Raw genomic sequence first — 18,232 nt, forward strand, 5'->3', positions numbered from 1 at the left:
CCTGCCCTGCCTTACATCCTGAAGCGCAGGCTCACGCCATACGTCGTCGGGTTGTAGCGGATATCGCGCGGCTGGTACTGGCCCAGCGAGCTTTCATACTTCGTGCGCGTCAGGTTGATGGCGTCAAACTGCAGCGACACGTTGTCGTTGATCTCGTAACCGATGCTCAGGTCGACGAAGGTCGCGGCCTTGACCACGCGGTCCTGACCGAACGGCGCTTCTGCGATCTGCTCGACATAATCGCCCCGGCGCGTGGCGGCCAGGCGGCCGGTGAAGCCGCTGCCTTCGTACAGCAGCGCAAAGTTGTAGCTCTGGCGCGAGACGCCGGTGAGCGCCGTTGTCGTGAACTGGTCGCTGTCGAACGCCGTGCGTGACTGGTTGTCGCCATCGATGTAGGTGGCATTGAACTGCGCACCCAGGCCGCTCCAGGCGCCCGACAAGAAGTCGGCGAACTTCTGGATGCCGAATTCGGCGCCGCGCAGGCGGCCCTTGCCCGAATTTTGCGGGCGCGTCACGCGATAGAGCTGGCCGTCGATCGTTTCATCCTGCGTAAAGCTTTGCTGATAGCCGTCGATATCGCGGTGGAACAACGCGAGCTGCGCGTAGCCGTTTTTCTTGAAGTAGTACTCGAGCGTGGCGTCGAGATTGGTCGACTTGGTCGGCTCCAGCAGCGGGTTGCCCGCGCCGCCGCTGCCCGCCACGTTGACCGTCGGCGCAATCAAGGACAGCGACGGATTGAGCGCACCGAATTCGGGCCGGGTGATCGTCTTGCCGACCGACAGGTGCGACTGCAGGTTCTCGCGCCAGCCGATCGTGGCCGTGGCGCTTGGCAGCACATTGGTTTCCGACGTCGACTGGTCGATGTCGGTGATCACGTCGCCAATGCGGCTCTGGCCGCGCAGGTCGCGGTTCACGCGCACGACCCGCACGCCGGCTTCGCTCTTGATGCCCACGCCGGCGATCTCGTGGTCCCAACGCCCCGCCGCATACAGCGTGACGTTTTTTTCCTGCTGGTCGAATGCGCGCGCCGGGTCTTCGGCAATGCGCCCACTCGCCAGCCCATAGCCATTGCGCACGGCATCGGCCCGGTCAATCAGGAAGTCAGCCGACGCGGCGCTCCAGGCGCCGCCCAGGCGATCCAGCCCCGGCACCAGTTGCTGGAACGCCGGGCCGAAGGCGCCGATCGGCGTTGGCCGCGCACCCGTAAAATCGGCGTGGCCTTCGGCGCCGTGGTAGCTCGCCTTGCGCGACGACAGCCGCACGCCGCCCAGCAGCGCCTTGAAGGCGCCGTCGCCCGGCATCCGGTAGACGGCGTCGGAGCGCCACTGCAGCTGGGTGCCGGCCTGTTCGTTCCAGTTCTGCACCATCCCGCGCAGCACATAGGCATTCGGGTCTTGCAGCACGCTGGCGTTGCCGCCCTTCGTGATCGCATTGAAGCCACCATGGCCGTCGGCGCCAAACGCGTACACATTGGCACTGACGCCAGGCGCCTGCTGGTCGACGATCAGCGTGTCGTTGACGAATTTCGAGCGCGTATAGCCCACCTGCGACTCGACCGACAGCGGGCCCTCGAGGTACTTCAGGCCCAGGTTCAGGTAGTGCGTGGCGGTGCGTTCGTTCTGGCCCCAGGTGCTGGTGGCGGTGTATGGCTCCCAGTCGTTGGCGCCGCCGAATTGCGCGGCTGGCGCAGTCGCTGACAGGATCGGGCAGATGACGCCCAGCGACGTAGCGCAGCCATTGGACTGCTGACCCAACGTCACGCCGCTCAGGCGCGGGGCCGAACCGACATTCGAGAACGCATAGTTGACAGCGTTGCGACCCTGGTAGCCCATGCCCAGGTATTGCGCGGTGGCCGTCGTGCGCGGATTGATCTTCCACTGGAAGGCCCCGTGCACGCTCTGGCGTTCGCGCGCGCCCTGGTTATAGGTGCCGCCGATATGCGGCAACTGGCCCAGCACCTCGCCAGGGGCGAGCGGTGCAAATGGCGCCGATTCGCCCAGACGCGTGGCGCTGCCGTCGGGGCGCACCGAGAATACGTTCGATGGCCGGTCGTTGTACTGCACCGGATAAGCCCAGTTGTCGCGATTGACCGCAACGTCGAACAGCGCGCCCATCTCGCCGAAGTCGGTGTCCCAGCGGTTGCTGACCAAAAAGCCACCGCCCGGGCTGTGCTTGTCAGCCGTGTTGCCGCTACCGTTGATCTGGTTGACGCGGTCTTCGACGTAGCCGGTGGCCACGAAGCCCTTGGCGTCGAACGGCGCGCGCAGGCGGATATTCACGGCGCCGGCAATGCCGCCTTCGAACTGGTTGGCGGTGGCCGATTTGTAGACTTCCATGCCGCCGATCGACTGCACCGGCAAATCCTGGTACGCCAGGCGGCGCCCGGCGGCAGTGAATATCTCGTTGCCGTCCAGGGTCGTGGCGACGTCGGGCAAGCCGCGGATGGTGACGTTGCTGGTCTCGCCGCGATCGCGCCCGACCTGCACGCCCGCCACGCGCTGCAGCGCGTCGCCCGCATGGCGGTCGGGGAACTTGCCGATGTCGTCGGCGTTGATCGCATCGACCACCTGCGCTGCATCGCGCTTGATGTCTTCGGCCGTGCGCAGGCTCTGGCGCAGGCCCGTGACCTTGATGACGGTTGGGGCGGCCGGGGCTGCCGGCGCCGCCTGGGCTGCATCAGCAGCTGCTTCGGGTGCCTGGGGGGCCGACGCCTGGGGTGCCGGGGCCGGCGAGTCGGTGACGGCCTGCGCGAAGGCTGGGGCGCCATACGAGGACAGCAGCATGATGGCGGCACATACCGGCGTGAGGTTCAAACGGCTCATTCGTTCTCCTGGAGTCTGCATGGTTCAGCCGCACCACGACCGGCGGCGCCTGAAATGTGTCTTCATAACGCAGCATGATGCCATCCAGTTGACATAAGTACACCAGAAAAATTTTCCCTCGGATTGACTCGTCCGTGAAATGTGAGAATGTGCGAATAAGTAACGCACGGTGCTGACTATACTTGGCGAATATGTACTTACGTCCGCTATCGTTGTCATCTTCCGAGAATCGCGTCCTGGGCATCGGCGTGGCCATGCTGCTGCACGCTGCCTTGCTGGCCGCATGGCAGGCAAGCCGCCAGCCAGCGCCCGGCGACGAGCGACAGGCGGTCTTTACCCAGTGGGTCCAGGTGCCTGACAGCAGGCCGCAGCCTGCCACACGCGATGTCCGCGTTCCCGCGGAACGCAGGCGCGCAACGGTCGCTGCACCAGCCACCCGGACTAACCAAGCGGTAGCGTCGGGCATCGAACAGCCAACCGCCGAGCCGGACGTCGCTGTGCCAGCCGTTGGTCCTGGCGTGACGCCTGTTGAAGGGGGCGCGCGACTCAGCGTCGAGCAAGCCCTGCGCGAAGCGGGCGCCATCGAGCGCACGCTGCGCAAGAGCAGCAAGGCGTATATCGTCGCGCCACCGGACAGCCCGCAGATCCGCATGGCCCGCGGGTTTGCCGAGGCGGCGGCAGTCGCACCGGGCCGCTGGTACGAAGCGCCCAAGATCGTTGAACTCGTCAATGACGGCGGCGACGGCGCGCGACGCACGCGCGTTGTCACAGCTGGCGGCATCTATTGCATCACCGAGCGCTCTCCGGCAACGAGCATCGACATGATCGAAAAATTCGGCAAGCAGAGAATCACGAACTGCGGGCATGAACACGAGCAGCCTGCCAATCCCCAGGAATGGCGTAGTGCGCGCGATTGACGATGACCGTAGCGCGGATCAAGCCGACGTCTTGGCGTCCTCGAGCGACTTGCCGGCGGCGAGCCATGCCTTGACCCAGGCCGGTTGACGGCCACGACCGCTCCACTGCTGGGCAGGATCGTCGGGGTTCGTGTAGCCGGCGGTGGGGGTGCCTGGTTTTGCTGCTGCTGGCGCTTTGATCGCCAGCACCTGTTTCTCGGTCAAGCCAGCATTGCGGGCGATGTGGAGGATCTGTTCGCGTGCCTTGCTGATGCTGAGGTAATGATGGGTTTTGAGTGCATCGTTGACCTCGGCTTCAAGTGCGCGAAGTTTGGCCAACGAGTATTTGGAAAGGTCTTGCATGGTTGCCTGGTGCTTTGAGGTGAGTGAAAACAGCACCCTAACACGCCGGGCAGCCTGTTGGCGACCCGATCGGATGGTGTTTCTTCGTTACTACTGGAGACGAACCGCCACATCGAACAGCCACGTCCGGCGAATCTCGACCACATCGTACTGACGCGCCAGCGCGGGCGGGAACGGTCCATACGGCGCGTGACTGGCAATGATCTGGCGGATCGCCTCGTCGACCGCAGGCACGCCACTCGACGTCACGAACGTCACCCGCTCCACTGAACCGTCGCTGCGCACGGCAACGGTCACGAGCGGCTGCCGGTGCGGCTGCCTGACGACATCGCGCACCGCCTCCAGGCTCATGTTCAGCTCGATCTTGCGGCCCATGGCTTCGGCGTACGCCACAAGATCGGCGTTGGCATCGGCGCGGCCCATCAGCCAGCCGCGGCGCTGTCCACCGGCGGCATCACGCTGCGCGGCTTCCTGGGTCAGTTGCCGGCCGATCGCGCGCAGGCGTTCTTCACGCTGTGCTTCCTGCGCCGTTTGCACGGGCGCCGCTGGCGCTTGCGGCAACTGGGCCAGGCGAGCGGCTTCCTGCCTGAGCGCGTCCTGGCGGGCTGCTTCCTGGCGGGCTGCTTCCTGGCGGGATGCTTCCTGCCTGAGCACGTCCTGGCGGGCTGCTTCCTGTTGCGCCAGTCTCGCTTGCTCCTGCCGGGCCGCTTCGGCGCGCGTGGCCTCAAGCCGTGCCTGCTCCTGGCGCGCTGCGTCACGTTTGGCCTGTTCCTGCCGGGCGGTTTCCGCGCGGGCAAGCTCACGCTGGGCCGCCGCATTGCGGTTCGCTTCTTCCAGGCGCTGTGCATCGGCACGTTCGGCGTCGCGTTGCGCTGCTTCGGCACTGGCCAGCGCTTCGCGGGCGGCTTGCTCGTTTACTTTCGCCTGTGCCTGTGCCTGTGCCGTCAGCTCGGCTAGCCGCTGCTGTTCCGCCGCGGCTGCCGCAGCGGCACGGGCAGTCTCGCGCTGGACAACCTGCTGGCGCACACGCTCTTGTGCGATTGCCGTGTCCCGTTTGTCGTCATCGAGCGCGATGATGCGTGCACCGGCTGCGTCGTCGTTGTGCGGCGTCGGCGCTGGCTGGGTCTTGGCAACCGGTGCTGGCTGCACTGCGGGCGCAGGCGCACTCGGTGCCGGTGCAACGGGCGGCGTCGGCTGGCGCATGACGACCGGCGCTGGTGCTGGTGCTGGTACTGCCATGTCGGGTACGGGTGGCGGTGTTGTCGGTACCGGCGCTGGTGCTGGCGCCCGCGCCAGCCTGACATTCAGTTCCGTCGCTGCCAGGCGCCGTTCTTCCCACGGCATGCGCAATCCTGGAAGCCCGAACACGTCGCCCTCGAGTGGAATGCTCAGCAGCAGAGCGTGGATCGCCAGGGATAGCAGCAGTGCCAGGCGCATTCGCCAGGAAAAGGTACGCGTGTCGGAAGGGGTTCTCACATTGTCAGGTCGGTCGGGGTCGGCGTGATGGTGGCAAGTTGCCAATGGTGCAAGATCAGCGGCGATGCTATCACACCGCTGACGCCGTCGCCATGCGTGCTGAACACGGGCGACCTGTGGCACTATCGTCGGTAACGCCACCGTCGTGCAGAGCAGTCGCCCGGCATCGACCACCAACAGCAAAGGACCGCCGTCCATGCCACAGATTTCCCACCTCGTCGGCGCCAGGACTTACCTGTTCGCCGATCTGCGCGACCTGCTGGCCAAGGCCACGCCCGCGCGCTCGGGCGACCATCTGGCCGGTATCGCCGCCGGCAGCGCCGAAGAGCGCGTTGCCGCGCAGATGGCGCTGGCCGACCTGCCCTTGAGCACCTTTCTGAATGACGCCGTCGTGCCGTACGAAACCGATGAAGTCACGCGCCTGATCATTGACAGCCATGACGCCGCAGCATTCGCGCCGATCCGCCACCTGACCGTGGGCAGTTTCCGGGAGTGGCTGCTGGGCGACGCTGTCGACGGGGCCATGCTGGCGCGCGTCGCCCCTGGCATCACGCCCGAGATGGCGGCGGCGGTATCGAAGATCATGCGCATCCAGGATCTGGTGCTGGTAGCGCGCAAGTGCCGCGTGATCACGCGCTTTCGCAACACGATCGGCCTGGCCGGCACGCTGTCGACGCGCCTGCAGCCGAACCATCCGCTCGACGACCTGTCCGGCATCGCGGCCAGCCTGTTCGATGGCCTGATGTACGGCAGCGGCGATGCGGTCATCGGCATCAATCCGGCCACCGACAATGTCGCGCAGGTCGTCAGGCTTGTCACGATGCTGGACGAGATCATCGGCCGCTACGAGATTCCTACCCAATCTTGCGTGCTGACGCACGTGACCAATACGATCGAGGCAATCGGGCGCGGCGCGCCGGTCGATCTGGTGTTCCAGTCGGTCGCCGGCACGCAGGCGGCCAACGCCAGCTTCGGCATCGATCTGGCGCTGCTCGCCGAAGCCCGCGCCGCTGCCCTGTCGCTGGGCCGCGGCACGGTCGGCAACAACGTCATGTATTTCGAGACCGGTCAGGGCAGCGCGCTGTCGGCCAATGCCAACCACGGCGTCGATCAGCAAACCTGCGAAGCCCGCGCGTACGCCGTGGCGCGCGCGTTCGAGCCGCTGCTGGTCAACACCGTGGTGGGCTTCATGGGGCCGGAATACCTGTACGACGGCAAGCAGATCATCCGCGCCGGCCTGGAAGACCACTTCTGCGCCAAGCTGCTCGGCCTGCCGATGGGCTGCGACGTCTGCTATACCAACCACGCCGAAGCCGACCAGGACGACATGGACGTGCTGCTGACGATGCTGGGCACGGCCGGCTGCACCTTCGTGATGGGCATTCCGGGCGGGGACGACATCATGCTCAATTATCAGACGACGTCGTTCCATGACGCCCTGTATGCGCGCCGCGTGCTCGGCCTGCAGCCGGCGCCCGAGTTCGACGCGTGGTTGCGCGCGCTGGGTATTTTCAAGGGCGCCGGTCAGGCCGAATTGGGGCGGACCGTCCCGCAGGCATTCCAGCACGCACTGCTGCAGTCATCCTGAGGTTGCGTTTATGTCCGATTCGACCGACGACTCCATTGCCGGCGCCGCACCGTGGCAGGCCTTGCGCAAATTCACGGATGCCCGCATCGCGCTGGGCGCCGCCGGCATCAGCCAGCCGACAGGCGCGCAGCTCGACTTTCAGCTCGCGCATGCACGAGCGCGCGACGCCGTGCATCTCCCTCTCGACACTGACGCGCTCATGCCTGCACTGCAGGCAGCGTGGCCTCACGCCGCCCCGGCCCTCCTGCTGCACAGCGCGGCTGCGAATCGCAACGTCTATCTGCAGCGGCCGGATCTGGGGCGGCGGCTCGATGCGCCATCACGCGCACTTCTGAACAATAGTGACGATGGCAACCGCCGCTGCGACCTGGCCATCGTCGTGGCGGATGGTTTGTCCTCGCACTCGATCGCGCAGAATGCCGCGCCCTTCCTCGCAGCGCTGCATCTGCAGCTGGCCGCCGAAGCGTGGACGCTGGCGCCGCTGGCGATCGTCCAGCAAGGCCGCGTCGCCGTGGGTGATGAAGTCGGTGAATTGCTGGGGGCGAAGATCGTCATTGTGCTGATTGGTGAACGCCCGGGCCTGAGCGCACCGGACAGCATGGGCATCTACATGACTTGGGCACCACGCGTCGGCCTGACGGACGAGCGCCGTAACTGCATCTCGAACGTCAGACCGGCGGGGCTGGGTTATGCCCAGGCCGCCGCCAGGCTGCATTATCTGCTCGAACAGGCGCGACTACGGCAGTTGAGCGGCGTGGCACTCAAGGACGAGACGACGCAGGATGGCGCGCTGCTGAGCGGCGGCGGGCCGGCATTCCTGCTGTGACTTTCCGACATGGATGCGACGTTCCGGAAACTACTGGGACTGCTGATCCAGAATGGCGCAGACGACCGTTTCCTGCTGAGTTAAACTAGCCGGGATGAATTTCCGCTCTCGGCCAACAGGGCACATTGCTTTACTCAATGAAATTCAATATTCGCTTGCTTAGGAGAGTTTAATTGTCCGTCGAACAAAACCCAAATCCGGCCGGTACTGCGCCTGTGCAGCGGGAGCGGGTCTCGGGAGAGATAGCTTCTGCCACCCGCCGCTTTTGGACCTTCGTGGCCGATCAAATCGCTATATGGATAGGGTTGCTTGCTGTGCAGATCGTCTACGGCATGGCCTACGGGATATCTGCTCTTGAAGCGCTGGATGGCATCAAGTGGTGGGGTATTTGTATCGCTTTTTACGTTATTTACTACGTGTCCTTTGAGGTGATTTCTGGCAGGACACTTGGAAAATTTCTAACCGGCACGCGCGTTGTGACCGATAAAGGACTAGCGCTTTCCATACCCACGGCATTCGTACGCACGTTGTGTCGCTTCCTTCCTTTTGAGCCGATGTCCTTTTCACTAGGTGAAAGCTGGTGGCACGACTCGTTCAGCCGGACGCAGGTAGTGCGTTCGCGCAGCGCAACCTGATATTTCGCTCAAGCCGATGCCGCCTGGTAGCGCAGCTTTGCTGCAATTTGAATGGCCGCTTTTCAGAATCCTTGACTTTCGCTGCGGGTCGACAACTGCCTGTCGAAACAGTCTGTGACTTTTTCAGCACGACAACCTGCTAAGGTGACCCAAACGGCCGAGTTCGGCAAAAAAGCCACAATCCCTTCATTGCCCAGAACTCTACGATGAACGTAAATTTGATTGCCGACATGAACTGGGAATCAAAGCTCGACCATGTGATGCGGGTTGTAGACTTTAACGAGCTAATCGATGCCAATTACGGGCCCGGCTTATCCCGACTAGTGCTTGTGGCCATTTGCCGCGACCCAGTCCATGAATATAAACACCGCGTGAGATTTTTGACCTCAACAAGAACACTTTACATCGATGTAATGCTGGAACTCTCTTTCTTCATAAAAGCGAAGCACAATGAACGCCGAAATACACTCTATGAACAAATTATGAATCAGGTTCGAACAGTGCTGGAAAAGCGGAGGATAAAGGACTTTGAGTCCCAACACTTCCTCCAGGACCTCGATAATCTTTTAACAGAGCAGCTTACTGGGGAACGTTCCTCGCGATTCGATTCGCTTTGCCTGGAACGCGCCACTGGCTTCTAGGCGAGGACGTTAGAAAGGATTCACATGGCAAAATTCTTGAATACGAGCGGGACCAATTATTTTCTTGAGGAGCTTATCAAGGACGCGAAAGATCGCGTTATTTTGATTAGCCCATTCCTGAAGCTCAACGACCGAATCAAGGAGCTATTAGTCGACAAGGACCGCCTCAAGATCGATGTGCGGATTGTGTACGGCAAAAGCGAGTTGCAGCCCGCGGAGATCGAGTGGCTGCGCAGCCTGGCTTATGTGCGAACGAGCTTCTGCAAAAACCTCCATGCCAAATGTTACTTGAGTGAAGAGCTGTGCATCATCACCAGCCTGAACCTGTATGAGTTCAGCCAGGTCAACAATAATGAAATGGGGATTCTCGTACGACGTTCGGAGGACACCCAGCTTTATAAGGATGCCTACGAAGAAGCGCAGCGCATCATCCGTATCAGCGATGAGGTGCGCATCTCGTTGGAAAGGGTATCGAACGCGCCGGAAGTTGCAGCCTCGGACGAAGATGGGGTGGAGGCTGGCAAGCTCACAACGTCCAAGCTTGGACAGAAACTTGGCCTGAAGACAGCGCAGGTGCTCGAGCGCGCGGCCATTGCCGGATACATCGAAGCAATGGACGACAACAAGTACAATCTTACGACTAAGGGTGAACAGGCCGGCATCGAGTACGTCGCAAAGTCCCGGTTTGGTCCTTACTTCCTCTGGCCGATCGACGTTCAACTAAGCTAGAAAAATCAGTGTGCGCGAACATCCGAGATCGGCTAAAAGCGGATCTCTAACAAATTTAGTCGTGATGAACCGCGTGAAATTAACGCACTGCCAGATCTGTGAACGTGAACTCGACAACCCAGAAAATCCGCTGTCAACTGATTGCGGCGGAGGTTACTGGAGCTGTGTAGGCATGTTCGAAGCAGAAATGGGACATCCAGAGTCACTAGCCCAAGTGCGTAAAGAATTGGCACTTGGGCTACGACCCGGATAATTAGGGTCGGATGCAGCCGGTCGCGATCCCAATCCCTCGCTCTGCCGGCGGCATAACTTCAGTTGCCATGCCAGAGGCGATGTCGGTTGCAGCTATGTCGATATTCCCGTGGGCTAGTTGCCGCTATTCGCAAAATCAGCTAAGCGTGGGCCGGAACCGCATTACCTCGGGTGGCGTCTATTTTCCGCAAATCACACTTGTTGCAGACTGCGACTAGAGCCAACCTGTCACCAGATCAGCGTGCTGCTGCCCTCGCCCGCGCTGCATGCAGTTTCTTGTAGCTGTCAATTAAGCGATGATGGCGATCGAGTCCCTCCAACGCCATGCTGGTCGGCGTCAACCCATGGAAGCGCACGCTGCCATCGACCGAGCCAAGCACCGCGTCCATGCGCTCGTCGCCATACATGCGGCGGAAATTGACGACATAATCGTCCAGTTCCAGATCGTCATCGAGCGAAACTTCCAGCACCACATTCATCGCTTGATAGAACAGGCGACGTTCGACGGTGTTGTCGTTGTACTGCAAGAACGCACCGACCAGTTCATGCGCATCCTCGAGCTGGCCAAGCGCCAGGTGAATCAGCAGCTTGAGTTCGAGCACGGTCAGCTGGCCCCACTCGGTATTCTCGTCAAACTCGATGCCGATCAGCGTGGCGATATCCGAGTACTCGTCGAGCTCACTGTTTTCAAGCCGATCGATCAGCGCTTCGAGGCTGTCGTCGTCCAGGCGATGGAGGTTCAGGATATCGCTGCGAAACAGCAGCGACTTGTTCGTGTTATCCCAGATCAGGTCTTCGACCGGATAGATTTCGGAGTAACCCGGCACCAGAATGCGGCACGCGGTCGCGCCAAGCTGGTCGTACACGGCCGTATAGACTTCCTTGCCCATATCGGCCAGGATCGCCAGTAGCGTCGCTGCTTCTTCGGCATTGGCGTGCTCGCCCTGGCTCGAAAAATCCCATTCCACGAAATCGAAATCGGCCTTGTCGCTGAAGAAGCGCCACGACACGATGCCGCTCGAATCGATGAAGTGTTCGACGAAGTTGTTCGGCTCGGTGACGGCATTGCTGGCAAAGGTCGGCTGCGGCAAATCGTTCAAACCTTCGAAACTGCGGCCTTGCAGGAGTTCGGTCAGGCTGCGCTCCAGCGCCACCTCGAAACTCGGGTGCGCGCCAAACGAGGCAAACACGCCGCCCGTCTTGCGGTTCATCAGCGTCACGCACATGACGGGGTACGTGCCGCCCATCGACGCGTCTTTCACCAGCACCGGGAAACCCTGCTCTTCCAGCGCTGCGATGCCGGCCAGGATACCCGGGTATTTCGCCAGCACTTCTTGCGGCACGTCCGGCAGCGACAATTCGCCTTCCAGGATCTCGCGCTTGACGGCGCGTTCGAAAATCTCGGACAGGCACTGCACCTGCGCTTCGGCCAGCGTGTTACCGGCGCTCATGCCATTGCTGACGTACAGATTCTCGATCAGATTGGTCGGGAAGTAGACGACCTCATTGTCCGACTGGCGCACGTACGGCAGCGCGCAGATGCCGCGCGCTGCATTGCCGGAATTGGTGTCGATCAGATGCGAGCCACGTAATTCGTCGTCCGGGTTATAGATCTCGAGGCTGTAGGCATCGAGTATCTCCGCTGGCAACGCGTCGTTCGGACCTGGCTTGAACCAGCGCTCGTTCGGATAATGGACAAACGGCGCATTGGCGATGTCTTCGCCCCAGAACGCGCCGGCGTAGAAGTGATTGCAATTGAGGCGCTCGATATATTCGCCCAGTGCCGAGGCCAGTGCGCTTTCCTTGGTCGCGCCCTTGCCGTTGGTGAAGCACATCGGCGAATGTGCATCGCGGATATGCAGCGACCACACGTTCGGCACGATATTGCGCCACGACGCGATCTCGATCTTGATGCCCCAGTCAGCCAGCATGCCGGACATATTGGCGATGGTCTGCTCGAGCGGCAGGTCCTTGCCGGTGATGTAAGTGCGCGAGTCGGTCGATGGCTGCAGCGTCAGAAGCGCCTGCGCATCGGCGTCGAGATTCTCGACTTCTTCGATGACGAACTCAGGGCCCGCCTGCACTACCTTCTTGACCGTGCAACGGTCGATCGAGCGCAGGATGCCCTGGCGGTCCTTGTCCGAAATATCGGCAGGCAGCTCGACCTGGATCTTGAAAATCTGCTGATAGCGGTTTTCCGGGTCGACGATATTATTCTGCGACAGGCGGATGTTTTCGGTCGGGATGTTGCGCGTATCGCAGTACAGCTTGACGAAGTACGCCGCGCACAGGGCCGACGAGGCCAGGAAGTAATCGAACGGACCCGGGGCCGATCCGTCGCCCTTGTAGCGAATGGGTTGGTCGGCAATGACCGTGAAGTCATCGAACTTCGCCTCGAGGCGAAGTTTGTCGAGAAAGTTGACCTTAATTTCCATCGCAGATTTCCTCAGTAACGCTCAAAATCGTTCAAAAACATAAAGCCCTGTAAAAACAGGGCTTTATTATTATTCAGACACTCGCACGTGAACTGCCAATCGCCGGCGCCACGCACGCACGCAGCGCGCCATTTTAGCATTATTGCGGCGCCAGATAGTCGATGGTCGGCGCCATCACTCTCTCCGATCACGTTGTAGGAAATGACGTGATCTGGCGGTAGTTTCGTCTGCAGGCAAAATGACCGTCATCGCTAACGCCGGGGTTGGAATTTCGCAGAATTACACGTTGGTTAGTTACATTTAGCACCGGCAGGTTGCCCCTTTCTTCTTCATATGCAGACCATCTTTACTGGCCGTTGCCATGGTCAGGTATCAGATCTCAGCGCGATCAACAGCACCGACCCGAAAGCGCTTGCGGTAATCGGACGGTGATGTGCGCAAGACTGCCTTGAAGTGCTGCCGGAGCGACAGCGCCGTGCCGAACCCTGACGCGTGCGCGACCTGCTCGATCGACGCCTCCCCTGTTTCGAGAAGTCGCTGGGCATGGATCAACCTCTGGTTCTGTAACCACTGCTTGACGGAGGTGCCGGTCGCAAGGCGGAAATGGCGTGTGAAATTGCGCCGGCTCATCGCAGCACGTTCGGCCAGCATGTCGATGCTGTGCTCCTCGTGCAGGTGTGCCCCTACCCAGTCAAGCAACTGGGCGAAGCGACCGGCCGCTGCGTCGTCGGGCACCGGCCGCTCGATGAACTGTGCCTGCCCGCCGTCGCGGTGCGGCGCGATCAGGATATGCTTGGCGACCCGATTGGCGACCTCGGCGCCACAGAGCCGCCGCAACAGATGCAGGCAGCAATCGAGGCCGGCAGCAACACCGGCCGAGCTCAGTATGTCGCCGTCGTCCACGTACAGCACGTGCTGGTCCACGTTCACTCGTGGATAGCGCTTTGCTAGCAGCTCGGCCGATGCCCAGTGCGTCGCCACGGTTCGCCCATCCAGCAGGCCGGCCTGGGCCAGTGGGAAAGCGCCCAGGCACAAGCCGACAATGATGGCCCCACGCGCATGTCCGCGGCGCAGGCTGTCGAGCAGATTGTCCGGCGCACTGCGGCCGTCTGCGTGCCAGGAAGGCATGACGATGATGTCGGCCTCGTCGACTGCCGTCAGATCGGCGGTGGTCTCGATCGAGAATCCGGCCGACGTCGCCATCGGGCCAGCCCGCGGCGCGCAGACCGTGATGTCGAACGCCATCGTATCAAAGCCGGCCACGTGGCTGCCGAACACGAGGCAAGGCACCGACAGATGAAAGGGCGTGATCCCCTCGAAGGCAATCACGGCGACATTACGGCGGCTGGCGACGGGGCTAATTGGACACATGGCCCGATTGTATCGAAAGTTAGCCTTCGGGCCAATGTTCGATCGTCGCCATCTCAAGGATACTCGGTGCACCGGCTTGCCCGACAGGTCAAATGACATCTTCGTCGGGCGCCTGACCTCCATGAAAGGAACACCACCATGAACAAACGTGCTGTCGTCGTCGTCGACCTCCAGAATGAGTATCTGCCTACCGGAAAGCTGGCCCTGACCGGCATCCATGCTGCATTGGCCAATGCGGCCCGCGTGATCGCAGATGCCCGGACCAGGGGCGACCTGATCATCCATATCCGGCACGAGTCCGCCGACCCGGACGCGCCGGTCTTCACACCGGGAACGGCCGCCGTCCAGATTCACGACACCGTGGTGCCAAAGAATGGCGAACAGGTCGTCGTCAAGAATTTTCCGAATGCCTTCCTGAAGACCAATCTCAAAGAACTGCTCGACGACGACGGCGTCGAGGCAGTGACGGTCATCGGCGCCATGAGCCATATGTGCATCGATGCGACGACCCGTGCGGCGTCTGATTTCGGGTACAAGACGACGGTCGTGCACGATGCATGCGCCACGCACGACCTGGAGTTCGGTGGCACGACCGTGCCAGCCGCGCAGGTGCACGCCGCGTTCATGTCGGCACTGGCCTATGCGTATGCGTCGCTACTGTCTACCGACGACTACCTGGCGGGCTGACAAGCCGCTGGTCCCTGACGGGCGCAGGCAAGGGATGGGCTGCTGGCGTGCCCATCCCTTATCCGGTGCCCCGTTCTGCCACGGTTCATTCCCATTTGCTTCACCCCTGCCCCCATCTCGTCGTCGCAGCAGCGTCGGCGATAATCGACACGCCCCGGTCACCAGCTCACGCCCCTCCCCCTCAATGGCCGCGACCACCACACGTCAAGACCATTGACGCTCGCAGCGCCGCAGCACCTTCACCAAACAAAAATCCTCGATACAGCCTACTTTCGAATGAAAGAATTTCCGAGAAATACGTGAACACAACGGAAATTCGAAAAAACGAAAGATGCTTTGTATTCAACCGAATTTCGCTATAGACTTGGCGTCACAGTGATAGTTCGAGCAGTGTCGAACGCTTTCGATATCGACCAACCGAAACCTGTAAGTTGAGAAATTTAGCAATACGAAATAAAACGAAAGAAAGAAGCAGGTCATCCAGCTGGTCCGTATCCCGGCTAGTGGAGGCAGTGATCGCAACTAGACAGCCTTTCCGTTTGCCAGCATTCGCCACGCTGCTCCAACAACTTATACAAGGAAGCGTTTAATGAATTCTCCTTCACAGTGCCGCTCGGGCGCCAATCGTCATGGACGCTTTGTGCTCAATCCGCTGACGTCTGCCACCCTGCTCGCGCTTGCCACGCTCGCGACATCGGCCCGCGCCCAGGATGCCATTGCGGCAGATACCGGCAAGCTGGAGCAAGTTGTTGTGACGGGCACCCGTGCCAGTCTGCAGCAGTCGCTGGAACTCAAACGCAACGCCGCGGTCGTACAGGACAGTATCAGCGCGACGGAACTTGGGCGCTTCCCCGACAACAACGTGGCCGATTCGCTCAGCCATATCACCGGCGTCTCGATTTCCCGCACGGCCGGCGGTGAGGGCCAGCGGGTCAGCATTCGCGGCCTGGGCCCGGACTACACGCTCACCACCTTCAACGGCCGCCTGCTGGGCACCGACAGCGCGGGCCGCTATTTCGCGTTCGACGTGCTGCCGGCCGACGTGATCAGCGGCGCCGACGTCGTCAAGTCCACCCAGGCACAGTTGGTCGAAGGCGCCATTGGCGGCCTGGTGAATCTGCGCTCGGCCAGCCCGTTCGACCAGAAAGGCCAGCGTGGCCTGGTGCGCGCCGAGGCTGACCGCAACGATATGAGCAGCCTGAACGGCAAAAAACTGTCAGCCACCTACAGCAACACCTTCGACAACAAACTCGGCGTGCTGCTTGGCCTCGTCTATGCCAAACGCGACGTGCGCACCGACACCGCCGGCAATGACGGCGGCTGGTCACGCAACCCGATCCCGAGCGATCCGAGCCAGTTCTGGGAATTCGGCAATACCTGGGGCGGCGCCATCGACCCGAACGGCAACGGCGTACTTGACCCCAACGAAGAAGGCCTGATTGGGCCGGGCCAGTTCCGCTTCGGCTCCATCATGGAGAAAAAAGAGCGCATTGCACTCTCGGGCAAGGTGGAGTGGCGGCCGAGCAGCGACGTCAAGGTCATCTTCGACGGCTTCAAGACGCGGCTCGATTCGCCGCAGGTAGGCTACCAGCTGTCGTACTATCCGCTGTACGCGCCGGGCCGCTGGTCTGACGTCAAGGTCAGCAACAATGTCGTGACGGACCTGACCTTGAACAGCAGCGATCCCGAGCTGCGCCTGAATCCCGAAGTGCTGAACCGGACCGAATACCGGGTCGTCGATACCGCGATGTACGGCACCCGGGCCGAATGGCGGATTTCCCCGAACCTGAACGTGGCCGGCGACGTCTATCTGTCCACCTCGAAGCGCGATTCCGGCGGCAAGGACAGCTACGTCGTGCTGCGCATGAACCAACCGAATACCACGCGCATCCGGCTCACCGGCGCCGCCGTGCCCGATGTGACGACCACGCTGGCCGATGGCCGCGACCTGCAAAGCGGCCTGGCCCAGGGCCTGTTCAGCGGCAACGATTGCAACACCCACTTTTATAGCCGGGCGGGCGACAATATCGACGACCGCATCGGCGGCGCGACCGTCAATGCCGACTGGAAGGTGGACCGCTACAGCATCGACAGCCTGAAGTTCGGCCTGAGCCAGACCAACCGCAAGAAATCACGCGACATGATCAACAATGCGTTCAACTCGGGCCAGGATCACTACGCCGGCGAAAACGCGATCAACGTGGGCACGCTGGGCGGCAACGTGATCAACCAGACCCTGAGCCCGAAAGGCTTTCTGTCGGGCGTGAGCGGCAACTTCCCGCGCAGCTTCCTGGGCTTTGACGTCGACCGCTATGCGCAGGCGCTGGCGGGCCTGGACGGCAAGCCACGGCCAGGCGGCGGCGTCTACAGCTCGACCCTGTCAGCGCCAGCGTTCAACCCGCTGGAAAGCTACCGCGTCGAAGAAAAAACCTCGACCGCATTCGTGCAGGCCGACCTGGCCGGTGACCGCTGGTTCGCTGACGTTGGTGTGCGCTTCGTGCGTACCAAGACGGGTGCCCAGGCGTGGGACGCCAAGATCGAAGACATCGTGCAGAACGGCGCCTTCAACTTCACGCCGATCTACGCCGATCCGTCGGTCGTCCGCCAGGATGCCACCTACAGCTTTGCCCTGCCGTCGGGTAACTTCACCTATTCGCTGACCGACAAGCTGCAGTTGCGGGTCGGTGCCGCCAAGACGATGGCGCGCCCGTCCGTCGACAAGCTGGCGCCGTCCAGCACCACCGCCAGCATTTCGTGGGGTGACTTCACGCAGATCTACGGCGGCAATGCCGATCTCAAGCCGTACACGGCGCACCAGGCCGACATCTCGCTGGAGTGGTACTACGCCAAGAGCTCGGCGCTGACGTTTGCTGTCTACCAGAAAAACATCAAGAACCAGATCACCAATCTCTACCTGGCCGGTCAGGACATCGGTGCACCCGGCGGGCGCCTGTTCAATGTGCAGCGGCCGATCAACGGCGACAGCGCCAAGGCGCGCGGCATGGAGATCGGCCTGCAGCACCTGTTCGACAACGGCTTCGGCGTGCGCGCGCAATACACGCGCAATCTGTCGAGCAGCTGGGTCGCCGGCGTCGAACGCCCGCTCGAGGGCATCGCGCCAGCAACCGCATCGCTCGGCATTCTGTACGAACGGGGTCCGTGGAGCATGAGCACGACGGCCGACTTCACCGATTCGTTCGTTACCGCCACCAACGTGATCGGTTCCGGCTTCAACGAAGTGACCAACTCGGTGACATGGCTCACGGCCCAGCTCGCCTATGATGTGAACAAGTCGCTGCGCATCAGCATTGAAGGCAACAACCTGACCGATGCCGAGCAGGCGCCCCGGCTGACCAATGGCACCGTCAGCCTGCCCAACGGTTATTACCGGTACGGGCGCTCCGTGACCCTGGGCGCAAGCCTGCGATTCTGATGAAGGACGTGGCGCCATGACACGTGGCGCCACAAAGCCCATCGCCAGCGCGGGCCGGTCTGGCAGTTCACCGGCCCG

13 protein-coding genes are annotated in these 18,232 nt (G+C 61.8%); 8 read left to right on the forward strand and 5 right to left on the reverse strand.

Going from position 1 to position 18,232, the window contains the following annotated elements; genetic code table 11:
* Positions 1–11: 11 nt before the first annotated feature.
* Positions 12–2,822 carry a TonB-dependent receptor gene (locus AC56LY_RS09570; RefSeq protein ID WP_499578683.1) on the reverse strand — a complete coding sequence of 937 codons (2,811 nt, stop codon included), beginning with the start codon at positions 2,820–2,822 and terminating at the stop codon, positions 12–14.
* Positions 2,823–3,076: 254 nt separating this feature from the next.
* Between AC56LY_RS09570 and AC56LY_RS09575 the strand changes: the two genes are divergently transcribed.
* Positions 3,077–3,739 carry a hypothetical protein gene (locus tag AC56LY_RS09575; protein ID WP_499578685.1) on the forward strand — a complete coding sequence of 221 codons (663 nt, stop codon included), beginning with the start codon at positions 3,077–3,079 and terminating at the stop codon, positions 3,737–3,739.
* 18 nt (positions 3,740–3,757) lie between these two features.
* On the opposite strand, the gene AC56LY_RS09580 is transcribed toward AC56LY_RS09575, so the two are convergent.
* Positions 3,758–4,081, reverse strand: coding sequence for an H-NS histone family protein (locus AC56LY_RS09580; RefSeq protein WP_499578687.1), 324 nt, complete (start codon positions 4,079–4,081; stop codon positions 3,758–3,760).
* A gap of 90 nt (positions 4,082–4,171) precedes the next feature.
* The gene (locus AC56LY_RS09585; RefSeq protein WP_499578689.1) at positions 4,172–5,557 is read right to left on the reverse strand and encodes a TonB C-terminal domain-containing protein; all 1,386 of its coding nucleotides are present in this window, start codon (positions 5,555–5,557) and stop codon (positions 4,172–4,174) included.
* Positions 5,558–5,753: 196 nt separating this feature from the next.
* Between AC56LY_RS09585 and AC56LY_RS09590 the strand changes: the two genes are divergently transcribed.
* From AC56LY_RS09590 to AC56LY_RS09610, 5 genes are all read left to right on the forward strand, one after another.
* Positions 5,754–7,145 carry an ethanolamine ammonia-lyase subunit EutB gene (locus AC56LY_RS09590; protein WP_499578691.1) on the forward strand — a complete coding sequence of 464 codons (1,392 nt, stop codon included), beginning with the start codon at positions 5,754–5,756 and terminating at the stop codon, positions 7,143–7,145.
* Between the two features lie 10 nt (positions 7,146–7,155).
* A complete protein-coding gene (eutC, locus tag AC56LY_RS09595) occupies positions 7,156–7,971 on the forward strand; it encodes an ethanolamine ammonia-lyase subunit EutC (RefSeq protein WP_499578693.1) in 816 nt (271 codons plus the stop codon).
* A gap of 173 nt (positions 7,972–8,144) precedes the next feature.
* Entirely contained in the window at positions 8,145–8,606 is a 462-nt protein-coding gene (locus AC56LY_RS09600) for an RDD family protein (protein ID WP_499578695.1), read from the forward strand.
* A 206-nt stretch (positions 8,607–8,812) separates the two neighbouring features.
* Entirely contained in the window at positions 8,813–9,247 is a 435-nt protein-coding gene (locus AC56LY_RS09605) for an Imm44 family immunity protein (protein ID WP_499578697.1), read from the forward strand.
* Between the two features lie 24 nt (positions 9,248–9,271).
* Entirely contained in the window at positions 9,272–9,976 is a 705-nt protein-coding gene (locus tag AC56LY_RS09610; protein ID WP_499578699.1) for a phospholipase D family protein, read from the forward strand.
* A gap of 488 nt (positions 9,977–10,464) precedes the next feature.
* Here the strand turns inward: AC56LY_RS09610 and AC56LY_RS09615 are convergent, their stop codons facing one another.
* Positions 10,465–12,663, reverse strand: coding sequence for an OsmC domain/YcaO domain-containing protein (locus AC56LY_RS09615; protein WP_499578701.1), 2,199 nt, complete (start codon positions 12,661–12,663; stop codon positions 10,465–10,467).
* Between the two features lie 372 nt (positions 12,664–13,035).
* A complete protein-coding gene (locus AC56LY_RS09620) occupies positions 13,036–14,034 on the reverse strand; it encodes a GlxA family transcriptional regulator (RefSeq protein WP_499582004.1) in 999 nt (332 codons plus the stop codon).
* Between the two features lie 138 nt (positions 14,035–14,172).
* On the opposite strand from AC56LY_RS09620, the gene AC56LY_RS09625 reads away from it, so the two are divergent.
* Together AC56LY_RS09625 and AC56LY_RS09630 are read left to right on the forward strand one after the other, a co-directional pair.
* Positions 14,173–14,721, forward strand: a complete 549-nt coding sequence (locus tag AC56LY_RS09625; RefSeq protein ID WP_499578703.1) for a cysteine hydrolase family protein — start codon at positions 14,173–14,175, stop codon at positions 14,719–14,721.
* Between the two features lie 589 nt (positions 14,722–15,310).
* The gene (locus AC56LY_RS09630; RefSeq protein ID WP_499578705.1) at positions 15,311–18,154 is read left to right on the forward strand and encodes a TonB-dependent receptor; all 2,844 of its coding nucleotides are present in this window, start codon (positions 15,311–15,313) and stop codon (positions 18,152–18,154) included.
* Positions 18,155–18,232: the final 78 nt, after the last annotated feature.

It is taken from the genome of Telluria sp. ZT3P25 (assembly GCF_059685895.1).